The organism is Paenibacillus sp. FSL W8-0187, assembly GCF_037969755.1.
In the GTDB taxonomy this organism is placed as follows: domain Bacteria; phylum Bacillota; class Bacilli; order Paenibacillales; family Paenibacillaceae; genus Paenibacillus_AQ.
Genome location: NZ_CP150206.1, coordinates 5,427,993 through 5,447,862, shown reverse-complemented (window position 1 = coordinate 5,447,862; position 19,870 = coordinate 5,427,993). Strand labels below are relative to the sequence as shown.

The following is a 19,870-nucleotide window of genomic DNA, read 5'->3' as shown; positions in this document are numbered from 1 at the left end:
TGTTCTTCTAACAGCAAGAAGGGGGCCTCCCGCAAGATCTAAGATCTTTTGGGACAGCCCCTTGTGGTCGGCTTACCGTGATTCCGCGTAATATTCCACGAGGAAATCACGGAAGGCAATCGCGGCCTTGGACAAGTACCTGGATTCCAGCCATGCAATTTGGAATATGCGACGAGTCTGAGGCTCTCGAATGCTTAGCTTCGTCAGCTTTAACTCCTCGCCGCTTCTGCATTCACCGATTAAAGCTACGCCAAATCCAGAACGGACCAGATCGGCTATGGTTCCGGGGTCTTCCACCTCGCAGACGACCTTCGGCTGAAAACCGGCTTGTTTGCAAAACTCATTATTCATCTTCTGATACGGATGGCCTTCTTTATAACCGACATATGATTCTCCTGCAGCCTCACTTAAGTGAATTTGATTTTTTTCGGCTAAACGGTGGGTGGGGGGAACGGCCAAGAACACCTCTTCGACGAGCAAAGGCAAGCTGCGTATATCCGGGTGCCGGATGGGCATGGAAGTGAGAAAGAAATCAACCTCATTATGTTCAATGGTCTGAACCATATCCTCCATCGAAGACTGGATGATATGAAAGTTGACTTTCGGATGTTTGCTTAGAAACAATCTTAAAGGCTCTCTGAGTTGCTCCATGTTGGATAAGGCCATATGAATGCGCCCATGCTCCAGTCCCGCCAGATCCTCGACTTCCCTCCGTCCTTCTTCCAGCAGCTGCAGGGCTGCTTTGGCTTTTGCCAAAAATGCTTTGCCATACGGATTGAGACGGATTTGCCGGCCTTGGCGTTCAAATAACGGAGCGCCGAGATTCTCTTCGAGTCTGGAAATGGTCTTGCTGAGCGCCGGCTGAGCAATATGGAGCTCCTCTGCGGCTTTGGTCATATGTTCAAGTCTTGCTACGGTTACAAAATACTTCAGCTGTAACATTTCCATTACGGTTCCCCCCCCCTTGCTTATATACTGCAGTATATATATACATAGCCAATTTTGTATTTTTTATTATCTATTGATGATTATAGAATGATCTCAGAAACAAGATCAAGGAATTCATGAAAGGATGATCGATATGAAAGCCGCTGCGTTTAGTACGATTGGACCGCCGGATGTCCTGCGTGTCTTGGAATTTGAAGATCCTCAGGCCGGTAACGGCCAGATAAGGGTTAAAGTCAAGGCTGCAGGCGTGCAACCGGCCGACTGCGGGATCAGGGGGAGCGGCTGGGCGCCGCCCGGCGTGACATTGCGGATGCCGCAAATCCTTGGTAACGAGTTCGCTGGAACGATAGATCAGGTAGGTGAGGGGGTCACCGGCTTTGAGGTTGGAGAGGACGTCATTGGCTGGTCTTTACTCGCCTGCTACGCTGAGTATGTGGTGGTCAGCACAGATCAAGTTGTACGCAAACCGGATTCCATGCCTTGGGAAGAAGCCGGAGTCTTGACCGCATCGGGGCAAACCGCTCATACGGCACTTGGGACGTTAGGGGTTGGTCACGGGGATACGGTCTTGATTCATGCGGCAGCAGGTGGCGTCGGTTCTTTTGCCGTCCAGATCGCTCGTGCCTGGGGAGCCCGGGTCATCGGAACGGCGAGCGAGCGAAATCATGATTATCTTCGTTCACTGGGCGCTGTTCCTGTTGTTTATGGCCCAGGTCTTGTAGACCGGGTTAAGGCGGCAGCCCCCGAGGGAGTGAGTGCTGCACTTGATGCAGCTGGCGAAGAAGCGCTGCGAGCCTCGGTGGAGCTTGTCGGAGACCGGAGCCGCATCGGCACGATTGTAGCCTTTGATCAGGTAGAAGAACTGGGAGTTTGCGCGATCCGCAGTCAGCGATCCAAGGATCGATTGGCCGAACTGGTTCAATTATATGAACAAGGGAAATTGAAGATCCATGTGTCCCGGACATTTTCGCTGAGCGAAGCGGCAGAAGCACATCGCGCCGTGGAGTCCGGCCATGTTCGGGGGAAGGTCGTGCTGCGGATAGCGATGGAGGAATGATTCGTACGCGCAGCGTCATACAAAAGACGGAGGGGGCGTCCCAGACTAAGGTCCAGGAAGAAACTGGTCCGTGGCAGCGTGTTAACTTTTTCCTTCACGATATAATGGACATATACATACACAGGAATGGACGTGGAGGATTTTATGAGAAAACATAGCATGATGGCAGTGAAAATTTCATCGCTGTTGATATTTGCCGTGCTGGTCGGATGTGACGCCGCCCAAAATGCGGATGAAGCGGTAAATCGGGAGCTTGATAAATTAGCGCAAGTCGGGAATATAGCCGGCGATTCAGCACTTGCTATCAGTGATCATGTAAAGCGGGAAGGGAAAGAGTTCGAGTTGACGACGGCTCAGGAAGTCGGCACAGCCGAGGGACTGGCCATCGACCATGCCGTAGGCAATGTGGAGCTCATCGCTGCACCCGGTGATGAGATCAAAGTGAAAACGACCGTGTGGTTTAACGAAGGCTTCTTCAAGAATGACAACATTCGTACCCAGGTTACGGAGCAGGCCGCTACTTCCTTTACGCTCAAGGACGACATCCTGGAATTAAGAACGCACCCTATGGAGGACTCCAGCAAGAGTTTATGGGATTGGTCGCAGAAGCAATTTGGCGACTCCGGATTCATGATAGATTATGTGATCGAAGTACCGGAAGACCTGCAGCATATCCGCATCAAGAATGATGTTGGGAAGATTCGGGTGAACGAATTGAAGGGGGATTTTGACCTTCAGTTGGGAGCCGGGGAAATTCAGCTCGCCAAAACGGAAATCACGGGCAATTCCAAGATCGTATCCGAAGCGGGCAGTGTTAAGCTGGACCTTGAGCAGATCGATAAGGACAGCACGCTGACGGCCAATACATCGGCAGGCAGCATCACGGCCATGTTTGCGCCGTCCATGAAATACACGCTGGATACCGAAACCGAGCTTGGACAGATTACTGGAGCAAGCCGGGGTCAGAGTGACATAAACGGCGGCGGAGCGAAAATATCCCTGACGACCGCCCTTGGTTCCATCAAAGTTAATCCATAAGCGGCACATGATAGCTAAGAACATGCCAGACTCCATAACGAGCTAATCTCTAGGAATAATCGGGGAAAACTCTTCAAATCCCCCTAGTACATAAGGTTATCAAGGATCAATAAATATACAAAAAAACAAACACGGATGGAGCTTTCGTGTTTGTTTTTTTTTGTATGTGTAAACCATAGCGCGAATTGGAAGTGGGGCTTACATTAACTTCAATACTTGGCACAGCTGATATAGATAGTGCACGCCGCGTATTTGGTTATGGTTGCGGTAATTGAGGTAAACCAGCGTGTCCTTGAGCACCCGTCTGGCGTTATGAACTTGATGATGCTCGAGCTCATGCAGTACATCCTTAATGACTTCAAGCGGATAATTGGCTGAGCGAAGAATCCGAATGATCATGATCTGCCGGATCTGCGCGCCATCGAACTTCCGGTAGCCGTTATCCTGATCCCGAGGCAGATTAAGGACGCCTTCCTTCTCCCAGTGGCGGATGGCCGAGGTAGGAACGCCGGTCTCTTCCGCAACCTCCCCGATAGTCAACTCTCTTTTCCGGCCACGGGCATCGACAACGTCAAGCTGCTCGGTTTCCAGAATGCGGATGGTCCGCTCCGCGAGGATTTTATCCTGCTGCAGATTGGCCTGGACCTCGCTTACGATCCACAGCGCTTCATCCAACTCGTTCTCCTGCAGTTTGATCATCACTTGCTTTGTAACGTCTACGCCGAAACCGGGAAACATGGCTCTGATGCATTCAAAGTAAGCGGCATGCTCCTCGGTATATATCCGGTAACCGTTCGGAGCACGCTTCGCAGGAGGGACAATTCCCCATTTTTCATAGTGCTTGAGCGCACTTGTGGTAACCCCCAGTTTCTTGGCGATATCAATCGGTCTGATACCCATGACGGTCCCCCTTGCCTCATGCGGATCTGCCTGAATCCTTTTTCTGGGGGATTGTATCATGAAGCATGGCTCAATGAAAAGCCTGCCGGGAAAATTGCGGATCCTCGTCTTGATCTATGTCATGATGAGTGCCGTTCCAAAAATGTTTTAACCTGTAAAGTATTATTTTGGGTATTAAAAAAGGAATCTTAGATGGTTTATCTAAGATTCCTTCGTTTGCTGCTGTTTCTGACGCTCCAGATAAGCCGCGACCTTCATGCGGTTTCCGCATGTTTTGGGGCTGCACCAGCGCTTTTCGCCTTTTTTGCTATTGTCGTAAAAGCGAAGCACGCACGCCGGATTTTCGCATGTTTTCACCAGTTTCAAGTCATGGGTAGTTAAAAAATCAACGGCAGATGCGGCGATCGGGGTTAACAGATCCAGCGGCTTGCGAAACAGCATCCGGCTTTTGCGGCTGTACGTGCTGCCTTCTGCCACAAGCGTTGTGCGAGTGATTTGCTCCTGCAGCAGCCCATTGACAAACTGTAGACTTGCCTCCGTTGAGGTTTCGTTCACACTGCCCGGCTGAATCAGAATAAAGAGGTGATCGCGGAGCAATCTGGCGGCTTCCACGATCCCGGCTTCCTCCTCGGAGCCAGTCCATACCGCCTTGCGCAAGTTTCGCTCTACCTCGGTCAGCAGGTTAGCCTTGACCTGCCAATCCAGTAAAGCCTCGAAGTCATGCAGCAAATCCAGCGGCTGACCGTTGACAGCAATCTTGGTATTGACGAAATCCAGTACGGGATGGTTGCCAATAAAATAAAATTCGGGTGCGATTTTTTTCGGCATAGGTACCGCTCTCCTCAGAACACACGATAAGTACTTATTTGTAGCCCATTATATAGTCCATGCTGTGTTTACACAAATGAAACGGCACCAAACATTATACATAAACCTTAAAGCTCCGTGACGGCTTTTGATTTCCAAAACGGCGATAGATCAACCTTTTTCTGTTTGGAATTTTGTACTTGCATCAATGTTGTAAGATGGGTTTGTAAAATGAAGTATTGGAGCTAAGGTTCCAAAATGAAAGAGTATCCGAAGCGAGTTTTATGGCGAAGGTTCTCAATGAAGCTCAGCTCCACAAAACTTTAGGAGGTTTGGAAATGGAAGGAACGATTAAGATTCGCGGTGCCCGGGAGAACAACCTGAAGAATGTTTCGCTTGAAATCCCGAAGTACAAACTGGTTGTCATGACAGGGCCGTCCGGCTCCGGGAAGTCCACGCTCGCAATGGATACACTGCAGCGGGAATGCCAGCGGCAGTACATGGAATCCATGGGCATGGTGTCGGACTCGGTCAGCAAGCCGAAGGTGGATTCGATTGAAGGACTTTCCCCGTCGATCAGCGTGGGACAGCACATTACGAACCGGAATCCAAGATCCACCATCGGAACGGTGACGGATATCTACACGCTGCTTCGAATTCTGTTTGCCAAGCTTGGTGAACGTACTTGTCCGTCCTGTGGCGATACGGTGATGCCTCATGTGGATGGAGAAGCCTATCACGGACTGGCGGATGAGGAAGAGATCAGCGATTCTCACGAGACGGTTCATTGTAGGCGATGCGGCCATGGTCTCGAAAAATTGACGATGTCGCATTTTTCCTTTAACAAGCCGGAAGGCGCATGCGAAACATGCAGCGGACTCGGTCAAACGGTGAGTCTGAACATGGATGCCGTGTTCCGTCCGGAATTAAGCCTAAGAGACGGTGGGGTGGCAACGTGGTACAGCGCTCTTACCGATTATAACACCAGCATTCTGAAAGCGGCAGCCAAGTATTACGGGTTCGCATTCGATGAGTTCATGCCGCTTCGGGATTATGACGATGTTCAGCGTGATCTCCTGTATTTCGGTGTAGAGAGCGAGCAGTTCAGCCGGCATTTTCCTGAGATGAAGCCGCCGAAGTCCGTAGGACAAGGCAAGTACGAGGGTGTAGTCACCGGGATATGGAGAAGGTACCGGGAGAAGGGGAGCGAGTCCGGTGAAGCCTCCCTGTATCATGAGCATGTCTGTCCGGATTGTCACGGAACGAAGCTCAAGGAGAACAGCCGCCGCGTCCGGGTAGAAGGAGTCTCCATTAACGAAGTCAACGCCTGGTCGATCGGGGAAGCCTTGAATTGGATGGAGGCACTGCTGAAGAAGCTGACGGAGGACCAATTAACGATTGTGGAACCGCTCATTCATGATTCCGTCGTGAGACTAAAGCGCATTTTGGATGTGGGGCTGGGTTACATGTCCATGGAGAGGCAGGTTGTCACCATGTCGGGCGGAGAAGCCCAGAGGCTTCGGCTCGCATCGATTCTGGGATCAGGCCTCACAGGGGTGCTTTACATTTTGGACGAACCGACAACGGGACTGCATCCCAAAGATACCAGGGGACTCATCCAGGTTCTGAAACAACTGAGGGATCTCGGCAACACGGTCCTCGTCATCGAGCATGACGAAGAAGTAATGCGGGCCGCTGACCATATCATTGATATCGGACCGGGTGCGGGAACGATGGGCGGTACGGTTGTCGGTCAAGGAACGCTGGAGGAATTGATCCAAAATCCCAAGTCTGTGACCGGATCCTACTTCCGGGATAACACGATGCTTAACGCGCCGAGTCAGCGCAGGGCTGGAAACGGAAGGCTGCTGACGATCGAGGATGCACATTTAAGAAATCTGAAACATATCACGACCTCTTTCCCGCTCGGCTGTCTCATATCGGTGACAGGTGTATCGGGATCCGGTAAATCCACGCTTTTGTTTGATCTTCTGGCGGAATCCGGAAGCGATCAATCAACTCCAATCGGCTGCAAGGCCATCACGGGTTGGGAATCGGTAGGGCAACTGATTACGGTTGACCAATCACCGGTATCCCGAATGCAGCGCTCCAACATTGCTACGTATACCGATGTTTACACCCATATCAGAAACTGGTACGCTAGCTTGCCGGAAGCCAAGGAAAGTCAATTGACGGCCAAGCACTTTTCCTTTAACACGCAAGGTGGGCGATGCGAGACATGCCAAGGCCTTGGCGTGGTGTCCGTGCATATGCACTTCCTTCCGGAGCTGGAAGTACGTTGTCCGGATTGCAAGGGCAAGCGGTTTAAGGAACAGGTTCTGCGCGTGACCTATAACGGTTACACCATCTCCGACATTTTAGATATGACCATTGAGGAAAGTCTGTCGATTCTGGAGGATCGACCGAAAATAATGGAATTGACAAAGCTGCTCTGCGATGTCGGACTTGGGTATTTAAAGTGGGGGCAATCGGTGAGTACCTTATCCGGCGGTGAGGGGCAGCGGATTAAATTGGCCAAGGAACTGAGCAAAAAAACGAAGAATCACACGCTGTATTTGCTGGATGAACCTTCAACCGGGCTTCACCCAGGAGATGTCCGGCAGCTGCTCGTTCTGCTCAACCGCTTGGTGGACGCGGGGAACACTGTGATTTTGGTTGAACACAATCTGGACTTGATCTGGAAATCGGATTGGATCATCGATATCGGACCTGGCGGAGGAGCTGCCGGCGGGTCTGTGGTGGCGACAGGAACGCCTGAAGACGTGGCGGCTGTGGAAGCCTCGTTTACCGGCCGTTTTATCAAAGAAATCTATATGTGACGGATGGATGCGAAAAGGGAGGAATTCCATGTGGAGCAAACCGTAGAAGAAAAGGGTAAAGTTACAAAAACCACGATTCGATATTTTTTGAAGCTTCTGCGTTCTTCGGGTATCCCGAAGCTGGTGCTCTTTCTGGCCATCGTGCTCAGTTTGGTTGGTGCGGTGACGGGACTGGTCGTCCCGCTCATCACCGGCCAATTCATCGATAATTTTGCGGCAGATTCGTTCAATATTCGCATGGTCGGCTTTTTGGCCGTTCTGTTCCTGCTGGAAGCCGTGGCGAGCGGACTTTCCTATTATATGCTTGCCTATGTCGGGAACCAGACGGTCAACAAAATTAGGAAACGGCTCTGGACCAAGGTGCTGGCCTTGCCGGTTCCGTTCTTTGACAAGCATCGCTCGGCAGAAACGATGAGCCGGGTGACCAACGATACAAACGAAGTGAAGACGCTGATCACGGATCATTTGATTGCTTTTTGCTCGAATCTATTGACCGTTTTGGGGGCCGTTGCAATCTTGTTTTACTTGGATTGGCGGATGACCCTCATCATCCTGATTGCCGTTCCGGTAGGGTTCGGCATATTAATGCCCATTGGCGGGAAGATGTACAAAATCTCCATCAGTATGTATGGACAGCTGGCACAGCTGTCCGCCATGCTGACCCAGGTGATCGGCGAGATTCGCCTGGTGAAAGCCTCCAATGCAGAGCGGAGGGAGGAGAAAAGCGGGTATGACGATATGGACAGTCTGTACCGATTCGGCATGAAGGAAGCCAAGATCAATTCAGTCCTGATTCCGTTGATGTCGATGGTCATGGTTGTGCTGCTGGTGGTCATCATCGGATACGGCGGCGTTCGCGTCTCTTCAGGGGCACTCAGTGCAGGCGAACTGGTATCGTTTATTCTGCTGCTGTTCCAGATCATGTTTCCTTTCAGCCAGTTTGCCACTTTCTATTCCCAGCTCCAAAAAGTGATGGCGGCAACCGAGAGATTGCGACTTATCCTCGAATATGAGCCGGAGAGCGACGATCGTGCGGTGCGCATGGCACCGGAAGGGCATCGGGATGTTGAATTTAAAGAGGTGACGTTTGCTTATCATGAAGGCGAGACCATTCTGTCCGAGGTATCCTTTGCGATTCCTGCCAAGAAGGTCACCGCATTGGTAGGGCCGAGCGGCAGCGGCAAAACCACGGTGTTCTCCTTGATTGAGCGATTCTACGCGCCATCCGGCGGGGGGATTTACTTTGGCTCGGAAGCGATCCGTGATTATACTTTGGAGTCCTGGCGGCGAAAGCTCGGGTATGTGTCCCAGGACAGCCCGCTGATGACCGGAACGATTCGGGACAATATCGTCTATGGACGGGAAGAGCCGGTCTCCGACGAGGAAATTGCTGAAGCGGCGAAATTGGCCTATGCGGAGGGATTTATCGAGGCTTTGCCGAAAGGATATGACACGGAGGTTGGGGAGCGAGGCATCCAGTTATCCGGAGGTCAGCGTCAACGGGTGGCGATTGCAAGGGCGCTGCTTCGGAAGCCGGACATCCTGCTTCTGGATGAAGCGACAGCAAGCCTGGACAGCGACTCCGAGCATGAAGTGCAGAAGGCGCTGAACAATCTGATGGTCGAGCGTACGACCGTGGTCATTGCCCACCGTTTATCGACTGTCGTCGAGGCTGACCAGATTATTGTTCTGGAGAAGGGCCATATTACGGGAAGCGGGACGCATGAGGAATTGATCCGGAACCATCCATCCTATGTAGAATGGGCGAAGAAGCAGTTCCAGACCGGGGAGTAGGACCATACAGGAAGGTTTTTATACTGCTCGAGTCGAATAGAAATATTAGGTAACATAGCCTGAGCTTAGATGAGAATAGAGGAGATGAGCAGAGCATGGCGCAGATCAAAATTTACGGCGTCCGGGATAAGTTGAACCAAGTCAAAGAGCAATTATCGGAAGTGATACACGCATGCGTGGTCGAAGCGTTTGAACTTCCGGCGGATAAGAAATTCCATCGGTTTTTTCCCATGAACAGGGAGGATTTCCACTTCCCTGACGGGAGAACGGATCGCTATACCGTGATCGAGATCAGCGTATTTGAAGGTCGTACTGTGGAGGCCAAGAAACATCTGATTCGATTGTTATTCGAACGGATTCAGAATACGCTGCATATCGCACCACAGGATGTGGAGATTACGTTATTTGAGACACCGCAGCATAACTGGGGAATCCGGGGGCTTCCGGGGGATGAACTGGCTCTGGGTTATAAGGTGAATATTTAGAGACTTAGTTAGTTTTTACGAATGCAAACAAGCGCTTAATTACCAATAACTTCGAAGAAGCCTGGTGATTGGCGCTTGTTTTTTGTTCATCGTGTCTATTGACGGTGGCACTCCCGATTTCGTAATGCGTAACCCCCCTCATGTATGAGAAACATCGACAGTCCAGCCGCGTTTGTTGGATCTGATATAGATGTTCCACCAGATCACTTCTTATGATGGAAACGGGTTATAATGGTTCTAAAGTTGATACAGCAGTTTCCAAACCGATTGGTGCTTTCGATTGCTAGCCGGATTCCATCTGCTCACGGTGATCCATCCAAGTACAAAGCGAACCTTGGCAGGGTCGGTGTTTCCGTATTTCTGCCTCTGAAGCATGAATAGCAGTAGATATGATGCACAAGTGTTTTTTGAACATGAAATATAAAAGGGGGGCTCGTCTTTGACCTTACAACAATTAAAGTACGCCATTGAGGTAGCCAATCGAGGCTCGATGAATGAGGCGGCTAAACGCTTGTTCATTTCCCAACCCAGTCTGTCCAATGCAATCAAGGATCTGGAAGAGGAGCTTCGCATTACGATATTCGAGCGCACCAACAAAGGCATATCATTGTCCAAAGAGGGCGCGGAGTTTCTTGGCTATGCACGGCAGGTGGTAGAGCAGGCCGAGCTACTGGAGGGGCGTTATCTGAATGCGAAGCCTTCTCCGCAGCATTTTTCGGTATCTACACAGCACTATGCTTTTGCGGTCAATGCCTTCGTGAATCTGGTTCAGGAATACGGACAGGACGAATATGAGTTGGCACTGCGGGAGACGAAGACTTACGAAATCATCCAGGATGTCAAAACTCTGCGCAGCGAGATCGGCATTCTATACCTCAATGAATTCAATGCCAAAGTGATCAACAAGCTATTGAAGGATGCAGGGCTTCAGTTTACCAGCTTGTTTACGGCGAGACCGCATATTTTTATCAGCATCAAAAATCCGCTGGCGAAGCAGTCCATCGTGACCATTGACGAGCTTCAGAATTATCCGTATTTATCCTTTGAGCAGGGGGAATACAACTCGTTCCACTTCTCCGAGGAAATCCTCAGCACGTTATCCCATAAAAAAAGCATTCGGGTCAATGACCGTGCAACCCTGTTTAATCTGCTGATTGGTCTGAACGGTTACACCATTTCGACCGGGGTGCTGAGCGCCGACCTGAACGGGAACGAGATTATTCCGGTTCCACTCGCATGCGATGAGACGATCAACGTCGGATGGATCAGTCATAAGAATGCGACCCTGTCCAAGCTTGCCGCAGCTTATGTCGAGGCGCTGCATGAAGCGATTGCCACCTGATTTTTTCGATATAGCATCAATAGACTATAGCTGGCTATAGTTTATTAGAGTTACTGAATAGCGACAGCAGAATGATATACCTCTCTTACAGAGAAATTTTTTTTGGTGAGGGAGAGAAGAATCCAACCATGCGCAGTTGCGAACGGCGCTGGAGCGTTTCGATTGTCCTAGAGGAAAACTTAATGCTTTCCAGCGTTCGGCACGGGAAAGAAGCGGCATGGAATCCGTGTTGTTCGGGGATGAAAAGCTTAGAATGTCAATCGAGTACCAGGTAGAAGGAATCATCGGGATAAAGGCTTGTAAAAACCGGCTGTCGGCTGCATGAATCGGCAGCAGGTTCATGTAAAAATTGGTCATAACAAAATCAAGAATAGTCAGTGGAGGATTGTATCGGTGAGACTTATAATCTGTGTAATAAAGCAGCTTACAGGATCCGTTGGTTGCTTTATTACAGGATGATAGGATTGACAAAACGAAGTGATCGATGAGTCATGAGAAATTAACATACAAGGAAAGGAGGGAAATAGTTTTTAGCAAATCAACATGATTTCATGCTGAATAAAGGTCATACTGCTTAAAGATAGAGTCTTCTAGAATCATATATTCTATCTATCAAATCTGTATAATAGATTTAGGAGGAGCGATATTTCATGAAAAGGCTGTTGAGCAGTGTAGTCTGTGTGGGTATACTTTTAAGTCCTTTAAGCACCCAAAATGTTTTAGCAAATGAAAGCGCTATTAAATCTCATGTTGCTGAATCTGGGGGACAATATGAAAAACGTGGATATATCCTAGAAGTGATTAATGAGGTGGATGATCCAGCAATCGATCCTATTATTAGTGAATTTGTTCAACTATATTTTGATGTCTATCCAAAATTAGTAACAAAGTATGCTGCTGACCCAAAAACTGCAACCCAAAAAGTGATATTAAAATTTGATCCTACGTACGATGGGGTAGCATATGCTGATGCAGATGCTGGAATGATTGTTGTAAGCTCTAAATGGATCCTTAATCGTCCATGGGATTTAGGGCTATTTACACATGAATTATCTCACATTGTTCAAGCGTATCCAAGGTATGACGATCAGACATGGTGGATTACAGAAGGAATAGCAGATTATATTCGATATGAATACGGACCTCATCATGAAGGTTGGAAATTTAGGGAACCCAAAGAAACTGATAATTATAATAGCGGTTATGGAGAGACTGCACGCTTTTTATTATGGATCGAACAAAACAAGAATAATAAAGTAGTAGATATATTAAACAAACAAATGCAACAGAATACTTTCCATATTCATGATTTTGAAGAAATAACAGGGCAATCGGTTGAAGATTTGTGGGCGGAATACATTCTCAATCCTTATGTGAAAACCAAATATAAAATTAAAACAGAGTAAAGAAAGAACCTGTCAGTAATCAAAAATGGGAAATAAGCGGGAGATGTGTCAGTTAGACTTATAATGGGTTAATAAAGCAGCTTACGGAATTCCGTCGGTTGCTTTATTTCTTTCATGGGATACTAGGGGGTAGGGAAACAAGTGCGGCTGCGGAAATCATCTATATATCTCAACTTGGTATTAACCTTTTTATTGTCGATTATTCCAATGTATACCTTAAGTCTATACATCAACATGTCAGGTGCGGCAAGCGTTCGCCAGGAAATTACGAATTCGATGCAATCCCGGGTTCATTTCTACCTATCCTCGTATGAAGCCGAGTTGAGCCGGGTGACCAAATCCATGCGGGATTTCATTAATGACGGCGACTTATCCACTTTAAGCAATTTGTACCCGAACATTCCCACCTTTGAACGGTTTAATATGTTGAATAGGTTGGAGAGCAAGCTTTTTCTCTTGAATAATTCTAGCCAGTATATTTCAAGTTCGAAGTTGTACATCCCCTCGATGGAAATTACGATTCATGGGAGCGGCTATGACGAGGCAGCCATGACGGCTAAGGAAATAAGCGAAATTCGCTCTGTGCAATATAAAACACTGTCGCCTTTTACCATGCTGAACGACCGTCTCTTCATGGGCAGCTTATTCCCCTTAGGACTTACCGCTGCGCAAGCGCCGACTTCGGTCATTAAGGTTGAGATTTCTTTAAAAAGCCTGAGAGACGTACTTAAGCAAATCCCCAATACAGCGGAAGGGGGGGCCGTGTTATTTGCGAGAGAGCAAGATTGGCATATCGCTTCCTCCCAAGAAGCCCGAGAGGCTGCGCTTATTCAAACCTTGAAGAAACAATGGGAGAATAAATCGGGCGATCATAAAGCGGGAAGCGAACGTCTCAAGATTGACAATCGGTTCTACCTTGTCACGTACGAACCATCCGAGATGCTGGATGCAACCCTGCTCGTGTATGTGCCGGAGAAACAAATTCTCGATCCCCTTAGTCATTATTTCGTGATGCTGTTAGTGCTGTCCGTATTATCAATAACAGTAATCATCTTCTTCTCTTATTGGATTTATCGGATGATCCATAAACCTCTGCGTTCCCTTGTATCCGCTTTTCGCCGCGTGGAGAGCGGTAATATGGACATTTCGATCCCCTACAAGACGGCCTTTGAATTCGGTTACCTGTATCGGCAGTTCAATGCTATGATCAGCCGACTGAATACGTTGATTCAGGAAGTGTACGAACAAAAAATTCATAGCCAGCGCGCGGAGCTGAAGCAGCTGCAGTCGCAAATCAATCCGCACTTCTTATACAACAGCTTTTTTGTCCTGAAGCGCATGATAGCGGCGGGTGACAATAAAAGCGCAATTAGCTTTGTTGAACACCTGGGAAATTATTTTCAATATATTACGAGAAATGCGGATGATGAGGTAACGCTGGAAGCGGAGTGGCTGCACGCCCGTAACTATGCGGAAATTCAGATGGTCCGTTTCCGCAAGAGACTGCGGACCGATTTTTTCGATAAGCCGTGCACGTATGCTTCTTTGAATGTACCAAGGCTTATCATTCAGCCCCTTCTGGAGAACGCCTACCAGTACGGACTGCAGAACAAGATTACGGACGGAATCATCCGAGTTTCTTTTGAAGTAAAGATGGAACTGATTTGTATTGCCGTTGAGGACAACGGAGAAGAATTGACTGACGAGCAATTGAGTATGCTTGAAGCCAAACTGAATTCTCATAATGAACATATGGAAACGACGGGATTAATCAATGTGCACCGGCGTCTGCAATTGAAGTTCGGGACCGATGCCGGCGTCCTTGTTAAGCGCAGCTCCCTTGGCGGGTTGCGAACCGAGATATGCATTCCGATCAGGGAGGTGCCGAATGTATCGATTGTTGATCATTGACGACGAAGATGTGATTGTGGACGGGATGGCCGATCTGTTTCAAGAGCAAACAGACATGGAGCTGGAGGTGTATTGTGCCTACAATGTGTTAGAGGCGATCGATTGGCTCGAGCGAAGGAAGATTGACATTGTGCTGTCTGATATTCAGATGCCTGGATTAACCGGACTCCAACTGCAGCAGCAAATTATAGAGCTTTGGCCACGTTGCAAGATCATTTTCCTGACAGGCTATAACGAATTTACCTATATCCACGAAGCGATGCGAAACGGATCGTTCGATTACGTGCTTAAAACGGAGACCGACGAAACCATTATCAGATCCATCAAGAAAGCAATCGCGAAGCTGGACGAAGAGATGGACATGCATAGCACGCTTCAGAAAACAACGCTTTTGCTGCAGCGGGCGCTGCCTTATATTCAGAAAGAATACCTCCGCGATATCCTTCAAGGAGAATCTTATGCGCTCGGCAACCTTCACAATCAGTTTACTCAGCTGTCCATTTCACTCCACTCTACCAAACCCGTTCTTTTAGTTGTAGGCCGCGTAGATGAATGGCAGGAGGGCCTAAGCACATTCGACCGGGCCTTGATCCTATATGCGGTGCAAAATATTTCAGAAGAATTGCTAGGTGTTTCGGCGCGTGTCGCTTTCACAGATTACGAACGCTTCCGCATGGTTTGGTTCATTCAACTGAAATCGGATGCTGAAGATTCGTGGGATCAAGTCCTTAGGTTAGTCCAAGGTACATTGGAGCAAATCCAACATACGAGCAGGCAATTACTCAAGATCAAACTCTCCATTATAGTAGCCAGCAAGCCTTGCGAGTGGGAGGAACTGCCTCTCCGCTTTATAGCGATTAAACGCTTATTCGGATATGGGCTTGGCTTGGGTCAAGAGCTATTATTGACCGACCAAGCCTATGGTACGGATCACGGCCGACTCGAATCAGTAAAAAGTCCCTTACAGACCCATTTGTGGATCGATTTAAAAAATGATTTGGAAGCCGGACGGCGTGAAGCCTACTTGGCTGCATTTGATGGGATAACCGCGCTGCTTGCTGCAGAGGATGAGCAGACCGAGAAAGCCAGAACGGAGTGGTACTATACGTTAGTCGTGATCTACATGTCCATTTTGAATTACAGCTCTGTCCTCCGCCTGGCAGCCGAACAGATGGACCTGGATAAGCTGACGAAGATGCAAGCCCATAAGACATGGCGCTCGGCGTTTGATTATTTACGAGAATTAGCGGAATTGATTATTAATCATCGATCTGAGGGACATACGAACTCCGAGAACGACGTCATCACGAAGATTAAGAAATATATACACGAGTATTTGAACGGAGACCTTTCCTTAACTCGTTTAAGCGATATTGTATCGCTCAACCCATCGTACTTATCAAGATTATACAAGCATCATACAGGGGAGTCGCTTACAGAGACGATCAAACAAGTCAGGCTGCAGAAGTCAAAGGAGCTCCTTAGAAATCCCGGCATTCGGATGAGCGATATTTCGGAACGTGTCGGGTTCTTGTCCGAACGATCCTTTTACCGGTTCTTTAAATCGATCACTAACCTGACTCCGCAGGAATATCGCGAACTGCAGAAGTAAATTTTGGTCACAACAAGTATAGATGCGTCAGTAGATAGCGCACAAACCATCCTTCTATAATACAGAGGAAGGGAGTAATACAACACTATACGATGAGGGGGAAGTTGGTTTGAACAGACGAAAGGTTGTATCTACGGCTATGGCTTGCTTCATGAGTGCCGCCCTGCTAACTACGGGATGCAGCAATTCAGGCAATCAAGGAGCAAACAGTCCGTCCCCTGCCGGCGGCAAGAACACACAGACGACGGTAGATGCTGGTGGTCCATTGGGGAAATACGAGACACCTATTGATGTCCATGCGGTACGTGGGATTAATGGAAGTTATAAATTCCCGCAGGGAGAGGATATCGGTAATAACCTCTGGACAAGGACTTACAAGGACGAGTTCGGCATCAACCTGATCTATGATTGGGTTGCAGACAGCTCTGGCGGAAATGAAAGCGCATACAACAAGAAGTTGAACCTCATGATCGCTTCCGGAGAGCTGCCGGATATTGTGGCCGTGAACTCCAAGCAGTTTAAGCAGCTGGCGGAGGACGGACAGTTAGCCGATCTTACAGAAGTGTTCGAGAATTACGCATCCCCCTACTTGAAGGATGTGGCCAAGCAGGATGGCGGTATGGCGATGAATTCGGCTACGATCAATGGAAAACTTCTGGCGATTCCCGGGTTTAACGGAAACATTACCAACGCCAATGTACTATGGATTCGTTCGGACTGGATGAAGAAGCTCAATCTGCCTGAGCCCAAAACGATGCAGGATTTGTTCGCCATCATGGAAGCCTTTGCTACCAAGGATCCGAATGGCGATGGCGGCGAAGGCGTAGTCGGATTGGCCGCGAACAAAAACATCTATGACAGCTTCGCCGATCTGCTGAGCTTCTTTAACGGGTATCACGCTTATCCGAACGGTATGTGGATCAAGGACGCTGCCGGCCAACTGACATACGGGGGCATCCAGAAAGAGATGAAGCCGGCCCTTGCGAAGCTGCAGGAGCTGTACGAATCCGGATTAATCGATAAGGAATTCGGAGCGAAGGACGCGGCCAAGGAGGCGGAACTGCTCGGACAGAATAAATTAGGCATTACGTTCGGGGCGAACTCCAATCCTTTTTATCCATTCGATGATGCGCGCAAGCTGAATCCGAATATGGACTGGAAAGCGTATCCGATCCCTTCTATCGATAATAAACCGGCTCGGCCAACCGTAGGCTTCCCTATCGGTACCTACTATGTTGTGAAGAAAAATTTCAAGCATCCTGAAGTTATAGTCAAGATGTTTAACGCGAACTTCGAGAAGTTTTACGGAAAAACGGGCGATTGGGACAAATGGAGCGTGACGAAGGACCCGGTGACGAAGGAACGGCTGGAAGCGTTCAAGTGGCCGTTCGTCTATGGCTTCCCACCCGATAAGGATGTTCCCGGACGTTACGAGGCATTAAAAAAAGCAGTAGCATCCAATGATCCGTCAGCACTAAACGGTGAGCAAAAAGCGGACTACGAAGCTTATCAAGCGTTCAAGAACGGAGATCAGACGAAGTGGTCGACGGTTCGGCAAGCAGGTCCGACAGACTCTTCATTCGCCGTTCTGAATTATTACAAAGAGAAAGATCTGTTGTATACCAATGAATATCGCTCTAGCCTACAGACGCAGACGATGACGCTGAAATGGTTGACGCTCTTAAATCTGGAGAAAGAAATGATCACCAAGATTATCGTTGGCGCACCGTTGGACGAATTCGATAAATTCGTGGAAAACTGGAAAAAATCCGGCGGCGACCAAATTACGAAAGAAGTAAACGAGTGGGCTTCAACCTCCAAATAATTAAAGGACCAAAAAAGAAAGGGAAAAGATGATCTTCAACTTCTCTTCCCTTATCTTTATTATACAACCGGACGGTGGGATGACAGATGAAAACGGGCAAATGGCGCCGCGAGTTACCTTTGCATATACTGGTATTTCCCAGCTTAGTTATTGTATTGATCTATTGCTATATTCCTATGTTTGGCAACGTTATTGCATTTCAGGATTTCAAACCGATCAAAGGATTTATGGGCTCGGAGTGGACAGGGCTCTCTAATCTGGAATACGTCCTGGAAATGCCGAACACATACCGCATTATCTGGAATACCGTCTACATTGCTACGATGAAAATTATAATGGGCAATATCGTACCGATCATCATCGCTCTGCTTTTGAATGAAATCCGTAAGACGATTGTGAAGCGCAGCATTCAAACTTTAATCTATTTTCCTTATTTCCTATCGTGGGTCATTCTTGCCGGCATCCTCATCGATGTCCTCTCTCTACAGCACGGCATCGTCAATCAAGTTCTTGGATGGTTCGGCATCCAACCTATATACTTCCTCGGTGATAACCGATGGTTTCCCATCACGCTCGTGCTGACGGATACGTGGAAGGAATTCGGTTTCAACACAATCGTATACCTGGCCGCGCTGACAAGCATTAATCCATCTCTTTATGAAGCGGCCACTATAGATGGCGCAAACCGCTGGAAGCAAACCCTCTATATTACGCTGCCGGGGATGATCCCGATTGTTGTGCTAATGGCCACGCTAAGCCTAGGCAACGTGTTGAATGCAGGCTTCGACCAAGTGTTTAACTTATACAGTCCTCAAGTCTACGAAAGCGGAGATATTCTGGATACATTGATTTACCGCATCGGTGTCTCAGATGCCCAATATGGTCCGGCAACTGCTATTGGATTACTGAAATCGTTCGTTTCTTTTTTGCTGATCTCGGTGTCTTATTGGCTGGCGTACCGGTTTGCGAATTACCGAATTTTTTAACTGGAATAGGGGGGGAACACAATGATTCAACACGCCTCCGTAACGCGGAGCCTATTCAATATTTGCAATCTTATATTTTTGATCGCGCTCTCATTGCTCTGCATCCTTCCAGTCATCCAGGTCATTGCCGTCTCATTCAGCTCCAGCAGCGCTGCAGCGGCAGGGCTAGTCAAGCTATGGCCGGTCGAATTCTCACTGAAATCTTATGAATTTATTTTGAAGAAGAAAGATTTTCTGGGGTCATTCCTGATTTCCATTCAGCGGGTAATATTGGGTACTGGTATTAGTATGTTTTTAACCGTAACGCTGGGTTACGCGCTTTCCAAAGAAGCGAAGGATTTTCGGATGAGGACCTTTTATGCCTGGTATTTTGTAATAACGATCTTATTCAGCGGCGGTTTAATTCCATGGTACTTGACGATCAAATACACCCATTTAATGGATACAATTTGGGCACTAGTCATTCCGGGGGCGGTGACCGTGTTTAACGTCATTCTGCTGCTCAATTTTTTTCGGGGACTGCCCAAGGAGCTAGAGGAATCGAGCTTCATGGATGGAGGAAGTCATTGGATAACGCTGTGGAAAATATATCTCCCGCTGTCCATGCCCGCCATTGCGACGGTCTCGCTGTTTACAATCGTCGGGCACTGGAATTCCTGGTTCGATGGTCTTATGCTCGTGAACTCGCCAAGTGATTACCCACTCGCCACGTATTTGCAGACTGCTATCATTCAACAGGATTTCGCTAACATGCGCGCAGAGGATGTTAAAACCTTGTCGGAGATTTCGGATCGGACTACACGTGCGGCGCAAATCTTTATAGGCGCATTGCCGATCATGGCTGTCTATCCGTTTTTGCAAAAATATTTCATGACCGGCCTGGTAATGGGAAGCGTGAAGGAATAGGGAGGGAGCTCGA

15 protein-coding genes are annotated in these 19,870 nt (G+C 48.4%); 12 read left to right on the top strand and 3 right to left on the bottom strand.

Annotation, left to right across the window (positions count from 1 at the left end; translation table 11 throughout):
• Positions 1-72 precede the first annotated feature (72 nt).
• A complete protein-coding gene (locus MKY48_RS24595; RefSeq protein WP_076324116.1) occupies positions 73-948 on the bottom strand; it encodes a LysR family transcriptional regulator in 876 nt (291 codons plus the stop codon).
• A gap of 133 nt (positions 949-1,081) precedes the next feature.
• Here MKY48_RS24595 and MKY48_RS24590 point away from each other — a divergent pair, with 133 nt between their 5' ends.
• Both MKY48_RS24590 and MKY48_RS24585 read left to right on the top strand, forming a co-directional pair.
• A complete protein-coding gene (locus MKY48_RS24590) occupies positions 1,082-2,005 on the top strand; it encodes an NADP-dependent oxidoreductase (protein ID WP_339273645.1) in 924 nt (307 codons plus the stop codon).
• Between the two features lie 144 nt (positions 2,006-2,149).
• A complete protein-coding gene (locus tag MKY48_RS24585) occupies positions 2,150-3,043 on the top strand; it encodes a DUF4097 family beta strand repeat-containing protein (RefSeq protein WP_339266953.1) in 894 nt (297 codons plus the stop codon).
• A 198-nt stretch (positions 3,044-3,241) separates the two neighbouring features.
• On the opposite strand, the gene MKY48_RS24580 is transcribed toward MKY48_RS24585, so the two are convergent.
• On the bottom strand, positions 3,242-3,943 hold the full coding sequence (locus tag MKY48_RS24580; protein WP_339266951.1) for a MerR family transcriptional regulator: 702 nt from the start codon (positions 3,941-3,943) through the stop codon (positions 3,242-3,244).
• 201 nt (positions 3,944-4,144) lie between these two features.
• Entirely contained in the window at positions 4,145-4,771 is a 627-nt protein-coding gene (locus MKY48_RS24575) for an ABATE domain-containing protein (protein ID WP_339266949.1), read from the bottom strand.
• A 317-nt stretch (positions 4,772-5,088) separates the two neighbouring features.
• On the opposite strand from MKY48_RS24575, the gene uvrA reads away from it, so the two are divergent.
• From uvrA to MKY48_RS24525, 10 genes are all read left to right on the top strand, one after another.
• Positions 5,089-7,590 (top strand): excinuclease ABC subunit UvrA, encoded by a 2,502-nt coding sequence (gene uvrA, locus MKY48_RS24570; protein WP_339266947.1) that lies wholly within the window; start codon positions 5,089-5,091, stop codon positions 7,588-7,590.
• Between the two features lie 30 nt (positions 7,591-7,620).
• Positions 7,621-9,384 (top strand): ABC transporter ATP-binding protein, encoded by a 1,764-nt coding sequence (locus MKY48_RS24565; protein ID WP_339291373.1) that lies wholly within the window; start codon positions 7,621-7,623, stop codon positions 9,382-9,384.
• A gap of 95 nt (positions 9,385-9,479) precedes the next feature.
• Positions 9,480-9,869 (top strand): tautomerase family protein, encoded by a 390-nt coding sequence (locus MKY48_RS24560; protein ID WP_339266944.1) that lies wholly within the window; start codon positions 9,480-9,482, stop codon positions 9,867-9,869.
• 439 nt (positions 9,870-10,308) lie between these two features.
• A complete protein-coding gene (locus tag MKY48_RS24555) occupies positions 10,309-11,211 on the top strand; it encodes a LysR family transcriptional regulator (RefSeq protein ID WP_339266942.1) in 903 nt (300 codons plus the stop codon).
• 650 nt (positions 11,212-11,861) lie between these two features.
• A complete protein-coding gene (locus MKY48_RS24550; RefSeq protein WP_339266940.1) occupies positions 11,862-12,617 on the top strand; it encodes a basic secretory protein-like protein in 756 nt (251 codons plus the stop codon).
• 141 nt (positions 12,618-12,758) lie between these two features.
• On the top strand, positions 12,759-14,528 hold the full coding sequence (locus MKY48_RS24545) for a histidine kinase (RefSeq protein WP_339266938.1): 1,770 nt from the start codon (positions 12,759-12,761) through the stop codon (positions 14,526-14,528).
• Positions 14,506-16,140, top strand: coding sequence for a response regulator (locus MKY48_RS24540; protein WP_339291371.1), 1,635 nt, complete (start codon positions 14,506-14,508; stop codon positions 16,138-16,140). Before MKY48_RS24545 ends, MKY48_RS24540 begins: the two co-directional genes overlap by 23 nt.
• Before the next feature lie 109 nt (positions 16,141-16,249).
• Positions 16,250-17,965 carry an extracellular solute-binding protein gene (locus tag MKY48_RS24535; protein ID WP_339291369.1) on the top strand — a complete coding sequence of 572 codons (1,716 nt, stop codon included), beginning with the start codon at positions 16,250-16,252 and terminating at the stop codon, positions 17,963-17,965.
• An 86-nt stretch (positions 17,966-18,051) separates the two neighbouring features.
• A complete protein-coding gene (locus MKY48_RS24530) occupies positions 18,052-18,951 on the top strand; it encodes an ABC transporter permease subunit (RefSeq protein ID WP_216530264.1) in 900 nt (299 codons plus the stop codon).
• A gap of 21 nt (positions 18,952-18,972) precedes the next feature.
• Positions 18,973-19,857 (top strand): carbohydrate ABC transporter permease, encoded by an 885-nt coding sequence (locus MKY48_RS24525; protein WP_096776097.1) that lies wholly within the window; start codon positions 18,973-18,975, stop codon positions 19,855-19,857.
• Positions 19,858-19,870 lie beyond the last annotated feature (13 nt).